The sequence below is a fragment of the Stutzerimonas stutzeri genome, from assembly GCF_000935215.1.
In the GTDB taxonomy this organism is placed as follows: domain Bacteria; phylum Pseudomonadota; class Gammaproteobacteria; order Pseudomonadales; family Pseudomonadaceae; genus Stutzerimonas.
In genome coordinates, this window is sequence record NZ_JXXD01000034.1 from 22008 (window position 1) to 29896 (window position 7889).

Consider the following 7889-nt stretch of genomic DNA (forward strand, 5'->3'; position numbering starts at 1 on the left):
TGTTAATTGGTATTACCACTTTACAGAGTGGTCTAAAAATAAGAGGACTCAGCATGAGATCTGCGCACAAAAACTACTCCACGGTCCGCTCAGGGCCCCGTCTGAACCGAACCGCAGGGGAAGCCTGACATGTCCAACGGACTGCTCGCACTTTTCGCCTTCACACCCATTCTGCTCGCAGCAATCATGCTGATCGGCCTGCGCTGGCCCGCCAGCCGCGCCATGCCATTGGTCTTCCTGTTCACCGCAGCCATCGGGCTGTTCGTCTGGGACATGAGCGTCAACCGTATCATCGCCTCGACGCTGCAAGGTCTGGTGATCACCCTGGGCCTGCTGTGGATCATCTTCGGCGCAATCCTGCTGCTGAACACCCTCAAGCATTCCGGCGGCATCACCGCCATTCGTGCCGGTTTCACCACCATCAGCCCTGACCGCCGCATCCAGGCCATCATCATCGCCTGGCTGTTCGGTTGCTTCATCGAAGGCGCTTCCGGCTTTGGCACTCCGGCCGCCATCGCCGCACCGCTGCTGGTTGCGGTCGGCTTCCCGGCAATGGCTGCAGTCCTGCTCGGCATGCTGGTGCAAAGCACGCCGGTGTCTTTTGGCGCGGTCGGTACGCCGATCGTCGTGGGCATCAACAGCGGCCTGGATACCGCCACCATCGGCGCGCAACTGGTTGCGCAGGGGTCCAGCTGGAACGCCTACCTGCAGCAGATCACCAGCAGTGTGGCGATCACCCACGCCATCGTCGGCACAGTAATGCCGCTGGTCATGGTGCTGATGCTGACGCGCTTCTTCGGCAAGGAGAAAAGCTGGAAAGCCGGCTTCGAAGTGTTGCCGTTCGCGATCTTCGCCGGCCTGGCGTTCACCCTGCCCTACGCTGCCACCGGCATCTTCCTCGGCCCGGAATTCCCGTCGCTGCTCGGCGGCCTGGTGGGCCTGGCGATCGTTACCACTGCCGCTCGCTTCAAGTTCCTGACGCCGAAGACCGCCTGGGACTTCGCCGACGCCAAGGAATGGCCAGCTGAATGGCTGGGCACCATCGAAATGAAGCTGGACGAGATGTCCGCCCGCCCGATGAGCGCCTTCCGCGCCTGGCTGCCCTATGTGCTGGTGGGTGCACTGCTGGTGATCAGTCGTGTGTTCCCGCAGGTATCTGCCGCGCTGAAATCGGTATCCATCGCCTTTGCCAACATCCTTGGCGAAGCTGGCGTCAGCGCCGGGATCGAGCCGCTGTATCTGCCAGGCGGGATTCTGGTCGCAGTGGTGCTAATCACCTTCTTCCTGCACGGCATGCGCGCCTCGGAACTCAAGGCCGCCGTCAAGGAGTCCAGCAGCGTGCTGCTCAGCGCTGGCTTCGTACTGCTGTTCACCGTGCCGATGGTGCGCATCCTGATCAACTCGGGCGTCAACGGTGCCGAACTGGCCAGCATGCCGATCGTCATGGCGCGCTACGTCGCCGATAGCGTTGGCAGCATCTACCCGCTGCTGGCGCCGTCGGTGGGCGCTCTGGGTGCATTCCTCGCTGGCTCCAACACCGTCAGCAACATGATGTTCAGCCAGTTCCAGTTTGGCGTTGCGCAGTCGCTCGGAATTTCCGGCGCGATGGTAGTTGCCACCCAGGCTGTTGGCGCTGCGGCAGGCAACATGGTTGCGATCCACAACGTGGTGGCGGCATCCGCTACCGTCGGCCTGCTCGGTCGCGAAGGCTCCACGCTGCGCAAGACCATATGGCCTACGCTGTACTACGTGCTGTTCACGGGGGTGATCGGCCTGATCGCCATCTACGTGCTAGGCGTGACCGACCCACTGGTCGGAGTGTAAGAAAAAGGAACCGTGCCCCCATCTGGGGGCACGGTTGCATTCCAGAAACCGCACCTGACAGGGCCATTGAAAAACGTAGGCGAGACCGGCAAGACGAGGCAAAGCAGCCGAAGAAAGGACTGGGCTCGCATACGAGTTCAGGTTCCTAAATGAGCATTCTGAGGCTGCTTTAACGACGCATTGCCAAACGCAGATAGTTTTTCAAAAGCCTGTTTGCGGATAACCGGGCTAACCCGGAGACCAAGCCGATGAGCGAACTCTTCTACGATGCTGCGCCGAACGCTACCCGCGTCGCGCCGCCGCTGCCAAAGCCGCGCGAATACCCCGCCAAGCCGAGCCAGGTTTATCTGTTCGGTACCTGCGTGGTCGACCTGTTCTATCCCGAGGCTGGCCTGGATGCCATCCGCCTGCTCGAGCGCGAAGGATTGACCGTGCACTTCCCGCAGGGTCAGACCTGCTGCGGCCAGCCGGCCTACACCAGCGGCTACACCGACGAGGCACGCAACGTCGCACGGGCGCAACTGGATCTGTTCGCCAACGACTGGCCCGTGGTCGTCCCGTCCGGTTCCTGCGCCGGGATGCTGCGCCACCATTATCTGGACCTGTTCAAGGACGAGCCGGCCACGCTGAAGAAGGCACAAGCGCTGGCCGAGCGCACCTTCGAGCTGGCCGAGTTCCTGCTCAACGTCTGCAAGGTCGAATTCAAGGACGCCGGCACGCCGACCAAGGTTGCCCTGCATACCTCCTGCTCGGCGCGCCGCGAGATGAACACCCACCTGCACGGCCGCGCCCTGCTTGCACAGCTGGGCCAGGTCGAGCGCGTCGAGCATGACCACGAAAGCGAATGCTGCGGCTTCGGCGGCACCTTCAGCGTACGCATGCCCGACATCTCCGGCGCCATGGTGCTGGACAAGACCCGCGCACTGAAGGAATCCGGCGCGCATCAGGTGATCAGCGCCGACTGCGGCTGTCTGATGAACATCAACGGTTCGCTGGAGAAGCAGCGTGAAGCCCTGCGCGGTCAGCATCTGGCGACCTTCCTCTGGCAACGCACCGGAGGTGCCCGATGAACGCCGAACAGCGTATCCCCGCGATACAGATCGAGAACGCCGGTGACCCGGATTTCCGCGCCCGCGCGCGCAAATCCCTGAAGGACGACCAGCTACGGCGCAACTTCCGTACCGCCATGGACTCGCTGATGACCAAGCGTGCCGTGGCCTTCAGCGATGCCGACGAACGCGAGCGGCTGCGCGAGATGGGCAACCGCATCCGCGCCCGCGCACTGTCCAAGCTGCCCGAACTGCTCGAGCGGCTGGAAACCAACCTGACCCGCAACGGTGTGAAAGTGCACTGGGCGGAGACGGTTGAAGAGGCGAGCAACATCGTCCTCGAGATCGCCCGCGCCCACGAGGCGAAGCAGGTGATCAAGGGCAAATCGATGGTCAGCGAAGAGATGGAGATGAACCATTTCCTCGAGGGCCATGGCATCGAATGCCTGGAATCGGACATGGGCGAGTACATCGTCCAGCTCGACCACGAAAAGCCTTCCCACATCATCATGCCGGCAATCCACAAGAACGCCGGCCAGGTCGCGTCCCTGTTCCACGAGAAACTCGGCGTGGAGTACACCAAGGACGTCGACCAACTCATTCAGATCGGCCGCCGCACGCTGCGCCAGAAGTTCTTCGAGGCCGATATCGGCGTCTCCGGTGTGAACTTCGCGGTAGCTGAAACCGGCACCCTGCTGCTCGTGGAAAACGAGGGCAACGGGCGCATGTCCACCGGTGTGCCGCCGGTACATATCGCCGTCACCGGGATCGAGAAGGTCGTGGAGAACCTGCGCGACGTGGTCCCGCTGCTCTCGCTGCTGACCCGCTCGGCGTTGGGCCAGCCGATCACCACCTACGTCAACATGATCTCCAGCCCGCGCAAGGCCGATGAGCTCGACGGCCCGCAGGAAGTGCACCTGATCCTGCTGGACAACGGCCGCAGCCAGGCTTTCGCCGACAGCGAGCTGCGCCAGACGCTGAACTGCATCCGCTGCGGCGCCTGCATGAACCATTGCCCGGTGTACACCCGCGTCGGCGGCCACACCTACGGCGAGGTCTACCCCGGCCCGATCGGCAAGATCATCACGCCGCACATGGTCGGCCTGGGCAAGGTGCCGGATCACCCCAGCGCCTCATCGCTGTGCGGCGCCTGCGGCGAGGTCTGCCCGGTGAAGATCCCGATCCCGTCCATCCTGCGCCGCCTGCGTGAGGAGAACGTCAAGGCACCGGACGATCCGCACAAGGTCATGCGCGGCCAGGGCAGCAAATATTCGAAGAAAGAACGACTGATGTGGGCAGGCTGGCGCCTGCTCAACACCAGCCCGACGCTGTACCGCGTATTCGGCTTCTTCGCCACTCGCCTGCGCGGCCTGACGCCATCGAACATCGGCCCCTGGACGCAGAACCACAGCGCACCAAAACCTGCCGCCCGCTCGCTGCACGAGCTGGCCCGCGATCACCTGGAGGGCAAGCGATGAGCGCCAAGGCCAATATCCTCGCCAAGCTGAAAAAGAGCCTGGAAGGCACCACGCCTATCGTCGATGACTACGACGTATCGCTGGTCACCCAGCCCTGGAGCTACGCGCCCGAGCAGCGCATTGCCCGCTTGCGCCAGCTGATGGAAGCGGTGCACACCGAGATTCACCTGACCACGGACGCCGGTTGGCCCGCCCTGCTCGAACAGCTGCTGCACGACCGCCAGCTGCCGAGCCTGCTGATTGCCCCGACGACGCCGTACGGCCAGCGTTTCACCGAGCATTGCGCCGGCCGTGAAGGCCTGCCGACGCTGAAGGCCTACGACCGCCCGGTCGAAGACTGGAAGGACGAGCTGTTCAACGACACACCGGCGAGCCTCACCGGCACCCTCGGTGCCATCGCCTCTACCGGCAGCCTGATCATGTGGCCGACCCGCGAGGAGCCGCGCCTGATGAGCCTGGTGCCACCGGTGCACTTCGCCATCCTCAAGGCCAGCGAAATCCACGACAACTTCTACGAGATCCAGCAGAAGTTCCAGTGGGCCGCCGGCATGCCGACCAATGCGCTGCTGGTTTCCGGCCCGTCGAAAACCGCCGACATCGAACAGGTGCTGGCTTATGGCGCCCACGGCCCTAAGGATCTGATCCTGCTGATCCTGGAGGACGCATGAACGCGGCCGCCCAGCTTGAAGGTGCGCCTTTGCCAGCCGCGTTCCTCCGCGAAGTCGAACGTCTGATCCCGGTCGAGCGGCGCTTCGACGACCTGCTCTCCACCCTCGCCTTCGGTACCGACGCAAGCTTCTACCGGCTGATTCCCAAACTGGTGGTGCGCGTCGAATCCGAAGCCGAGGTGATCGCGCTGCTCAAGCTGGCCCATGCGGAAAACGTCCCGGTGACCTTCCGCGCCGCCGGCACCAGCCTGTCCGGCCAGGCGATCAGCGACTCGGTGCTGATCGTCCTCGGCGACAACTGGAACGGCCGCGAGATTCGCAACGGCGGCGAGCAGATCCGCCTGCAGCCCGGCGTAATCGGTGCCAACGCCAACGCCGTACTCGCGCCATTCCAGCGCAAGATCGGCCCTGATCCGGCCTCGATCAACGCCGCCAAGATCGGCGGCATCGTCGCCAACAACTCCAGCGGCATGTGCTGCGGCACGGCGCAGAACACCTACAAAACCCTCGCCGGCCTGCGCGTCGTGCTGGCCGATGGGACCGTGGTCGACAGCGAGGATGCCTCCAGCGTTGCCGCCTTCCGCCAGAGCCATGCGGCGCTGCTCGAACAGCTGGCCGAGCTGGGCCGCGAAACCCGCGCCAACACCGAACTGGCCGCGAAGATCCGCCACAAGTACCGACTGAAGAACACCACCGGTTTCTCGCTCAATGCGCTGGTCGACTACGACGAGCCGTTGGACATCCTCAACCACCTGATGGTCGGTTCCGAAGGCACGCTGGGCTTTATCAGCGCGGTGACCTACGACACCGTGCCGGATCACCCGCACAAAGCCAGCGCGCTGGTGGTGTTCCCTGACGTGGAAACCTGCTGCCTGGCCGTACCGGTGCTCAAGCAGCAGCCGGTGTCGGCCGTGGAGCTGCTGGACCGCCGCAGTCTGCGCTCGGTCGAACACAAGGCCGGCATGCCCGAGTGGGTGAAGGAACTGTCGCCGACCGCATGCGCACTCTTGATCGAATCGCGTGCCGCCAGCCAGTCGCTGCTGCACGAGCAGATCAACCTGATCATGACCTCCATCGCGCATTTCCCGGTGGAAAAGCAGGTCGACTTCAGCGAAGACCCGGTGGTCTACAACCAGCTTTGGAAGATCCGCAAGAACACCTTCCCGGCAGTCGGCGCCGTGCGCCAGACCGGCACCACGGTGATCATCGAAGACGTCACCTTCCCCGTCGAGCGCCTGGCCGAGGGCGTCAACCGGCTGATCGAACTGCTCGACAAGCACCGCTACGACGAGGCGATCCTCTTCGGCCACGCGCTGGAGGGCAACCTGCACTTCGTCTTCACCCAGGGCTTCGATGATCCGGCGCAGGTCGCCCGTTACGAAGCCTTCATGGGCGAAGTGGCGCAGCTGGTCGCCGTCGAATTCGGCGGTGCGCTCAAGGCTGAACACGGCACTGGGCGCAACATGGCGCCCTTCGTCGAGCTGGAATGGGGCAGCGAAGCCTACGCACTGATGTGGAAGATCAAGCGCCTGCTCGACCCCACCGGCATCCTCAACCCGGACGTAGTGCTCTCCGAAGACCCGGACATCCACCTGAAAAACCTCAAACCGATGCCGGCCGCCGACGAGATCGTCGACAAGTGCATCGAATGCGGCTTCTGCGAGCCGGTCTGCCCATCCAACGGGCTGACCCTCACCCCACGCCAGCGCATCGTCATCTGGCGCGACATTCAAGCGCGCAAGCGGGCCGGCGTCGACACCACGGAAATCGAGCGTCTCTACCATTATCACGGCGTGGAAACCTGCGCCGCCACCGGCCTCTGCGCCCAGCGCTGCCCGGTCGGCATCAACACTGGCGATCTGGTGCGCAAGCTGCGCGGGCGTGAAGCGAGCAAAACCGGAACCGCCAACTGGCTGGCCGATCACTTCTCCACGGCCGTGCAGGGCACTCGCTTCATGCTGCATGCCGCCAACGGCGCGCATATCATCCTCGGCACCAAGCGTCTGGCCAAGCTGTCCGCCACCATGACCAACGCCAGCAAGGGTCGCGTCCCGCAATGGACTCCGGCGATGCCGCAACCCCTGCAGCGCCTGCACCTGCCCCAGCCTGCCTTTCAGGACGAGCGCCCGCGGGTGGTCTATCTGGCTGCCTGCGTCTCCCGCGCCATGGCGCCCGCTGCCCGCGATCAGGAACAGGAGCCGCTGCTCGACAAGACCCGCAGCCTGCTGGAAAAGGCCGGCTACCAAGTGATTTTCCCCGAGCAGCTGAACGACCTGTGCTGCGGCCAACCGTTCGCTTCCAAGGGTTACGCTGAACAGGGCGAACGCAAGCGTCAGGAGATGCTCGACGCGCTGCTCAAGGCCAGCCGCGGCGGGCTTGATCCGATCTACTGCGACACCAGTCCCTGCACGCTGCGCCTGGTCCAGGGCCTGACCGATCAACGCCTCGACATGTACGACCCGGTGCGCTTCATCCGCACACACCTGCTCGACAAGCTGGACTTCGTCCCGCAGGAAAAGGCGATCGCCGTGCACGTTACCTGCAGCACCCAGCACCTTGGGGAATCACAGGCACTGATCGATATCGCTCGTCGCTGCGCCAGGGAAGTCGTGGTGCCCGAAGGCATTCATTGCTGCGGTTTCGCCGGAGACAAAGGCTTCACCACCCCGGAACTCAACGGTCACGCCCTGCGCAGCCTGAAGGATGCGGTGCAGATCTGCGATGAAGGCATATCCACCAGCCGCACCTGCGAGATCGGCCTGTCCCGTCATGGCCAGATCGACTACCACGGACTGGTCTATCTGGTAGACCGCGTCACGCGCAGCAAAACAGCGACCCAGCCGCTCTAACCCGCGCACCACGGCCCCGCT

5 protein-coding genes are annotated in these 7889 nt (G+C 63.9%); all 5 read left to right on the forward strand.

What is annotated here, in order from left to right:
* Positions 1–129: 129 nt before the first annotated feature.
* The 5 genes from LO50_RS05255 to LO50_RS05275 all read left to right on the forward strand — a co-directional run bounded on the left by LO50_RS05255 (position 130) and on the right by LO50_RS05275 (position 7868).
* On the forward strand, positions 130–1824 hold the full coding sequence (locus LO50_RS05255; protein WP_044314325.1) for an L-lactate permease: 1695 nt from the start codon (positions 130–132) through the stop codon (positions 1822–1824).
* A gap of 248 nt (positions 1825–2072) precedes the next feature.
* On the forward strand, positions 2073–2894 hold the full coding sequence (locus LO50_RS05260; protein WP_014819215.1) for a (Fe-S)-binding protein: 822 nt from the start codon (positions 2073–2075) through the stop codon (positions 2892–2894).
* Positions 2891–4351 carry a LutB/LldF family L-lactate oxidation iron-sulfur protein gene (locus LO50_RS05265; RefSeq protein ID WP_044314326.1) on the forward strand — a complete coding sequence of 487 codons (1461 nt, stop codon included), beginning with the start codon at positions 2891–2893 and terminating at the stop codon, positions 4349–4351. The genes LO50_RS05260 and LO50_RS05265 overlap by 4 nt, the downstream gene beginning before the upstream one ends.
* Positions 4348–5019: a LutC/YkgG family protein gene (locus LO50_RS05270; protein ID WP_044314327.1), complete on the forward strand. Its 672-nt coding sequence runs from the start codon at positions 4348–4350 to the stop codon at positions 5017–5019. Before LO50_RS05265 ends, LO50_RS05270 begins: the two co-directional genes overlap by 4 nt.
* Entirely contained in the window at positions 5016–7868 is a 2853-nt protein-coding gene (locus LO50_RS05275; protein WP_044314328.1) for an FAD-binding and (Fe-S)-binding domain-containing protein, read from the forward strand. Before LO50_RS05270 ends, LO50_RS05275 begins: the two co-directional genes overlap by 4 nt.
* The last annotated feature ends 21 nt before the right edge of the window (positions 7869–7889 follow it).